This window comes from Microbacterium sp. ZW T5_56 (assembly GCF_044987425.1).
Lineage (GTDB): Bacteria > Actinomycetota > Actinomycetes > Actinomycetales > Microbacteriaceae > Microbacterium.
Genome location: NZ_JBJDRI010000071.1, coordinates 1 through 1,806, shown reverse-complemented (window position 1 = coordinate 1,806; position 1,806 = coordinate 1). Strand labels below are relative to the sequence as shown.

General features: G+C 63.6%; 1 protein-coding gene. It reads right to left on the bottom strand.

The features are described from left to right. A partial coding sequence (locus tag ACI3KU_RS18925) for a VaFE repeat-containing surface-anchored protein (RefSeq protein ID WP_404923885.1) occupies positions 1-1,806 on the bottom strand: 1,806 nt, incomplete at both ends.

Here is a 1,806-nt window from a genome sequence, read left to right as displayed (position 1 = left end):
TCACGGTCTGAGCCGCGTCGTTGATGTCCTTATGCTCAGCGATCGGCGTGCCCATGTCAGCAGACTCGAACAGCGTCTCGTAGGCCACAAGCACCTCGCCACCGAAGCCAACCGGAACCGTGAACGTGACCGTCGTGGTGCCGTCGGCAGCCGTCGGGGTGAACGTGGTCGTGCCGGTGATTCCCGTCGCGGTGCCGTCACCCTTGAGCATCAGCTCACCGGTCACGGTGTACTCCACACCGGGCGTGAGGTTCTGGTACGCGATCGTGTCGATCACCGTGCCACCATTCCAACCCAGCACATGATCGTCGTCAGCCGAGTCCACCAGCGTGGTGCCGATCGCGGGCGCAAGAGCCTCCTCCACGGTCACCGTCTGCGCGGCATCGTTGATGTCGTTGTGCACAGCCACCGCGGTGTTCAGGTCAGCGGATTCGAACAGCGACTCGTACGCCACCAGCGCCTCACCGGAGAATCCGGCAGGAACGTTGAAGGTGACGTCGATCGACCCGTCCGCAGTCAGAGGCGTGAAGGTCACGGTGCCCATGACACCCGTCGCCGCACCGCTCCCCTGGAGCATGAGTTCACCGGTGATGGTGTACTCCGTGCCGACGGTCAGATTCTGGAACGCCACCGTGTCGATCAGGGTGCCGCCGCCCGCAGGAAGGACGTGGTCATCGTCGGCGGAATCCACCAGAGACGTACCGATCGCCGGCTCCTCCACCGTCGGAGGCGTGTCAACCGTCACGGTCTGAGCCGCGTCGTTGATGTCCTTATGCTCCGCGATCGGCGTGCCCATGTCCGCAGACTCGAACAGCGTCTCGTACGCCACAAGAACCTCGCCACCGAAACCAACCGGAACCGTGAACGTCACCGTCGTGGTGCCGTCCGCCGCGGTCGGCGTGAACGTGGTCGTCCCCGTGATTCCCGTTGCGGTGCCGTCACCCTTCAGCATCAGCTCACCGGTCACGGTGTACTCCACACCCGGGGTCAGGTTCTGGTACGCGATCGTGTCGATCACCGTGCCACCATTCCAACCCAGCACATGATCGTCGTCGGCGGAATCCACCAGCGTCGTGCCAATTGCCGGGACCAGAGGCTGGTCATCAACCGTCACCGTCTGAGCAGCATCGTTCAAGTCCTTGTGCTCCGCCACCGGAGTAGCCAGATCCGCAGACTCGAACAGCGTCTCGTACGCCACCAACACCTCACCGGCATAACCAGCAGGAACCGTGAACGTCACCGTCGTGGTCCCGTCCGCCGCGGTCGGCGTGAACGTGGTCGTCCCCGTGATACCGGTCGCGGTGCCGTCGCCCTTGAGCATCAGCTCACCGGTCACGGTGTACTCCACACCGGGCGTGAGGTTCTGGTACGCGATCGTGTCTACGACAGTCCCGCCATCCCACGCAAGAACGTGGTCACCATCAACCGAATCCACCAGCGTCGTGCCAATTGCCGGGACCAGAGGCTGGTCATCAACCGTCACCGTCTGAGCAGCATCGTTCAAGTCCTTGTGCTCCGCCACCGGAGTGGCCAGATCCGCGGACTCGAACAGCGTCTCGTACGCCACCAACACCTCACCGGCAAAACCAGCAGGAACCGTGAACGTCACCGTCGTGGTCCCGTCCGCCGCGGTCGGCGTGAACGTGGTCGTCCCCGTGATACCGGTCGCGGTGCCGTCACCCTTGAGCATCAGCTCACCGGTCACGGTGTACTCCACACCGGGCGTGAGGTTCTGGTACGCGATCGTGTCTACGACAGTCCCGCCATCCCACGCAAGAACGTGGTCACCATCAACCGAATCCACCA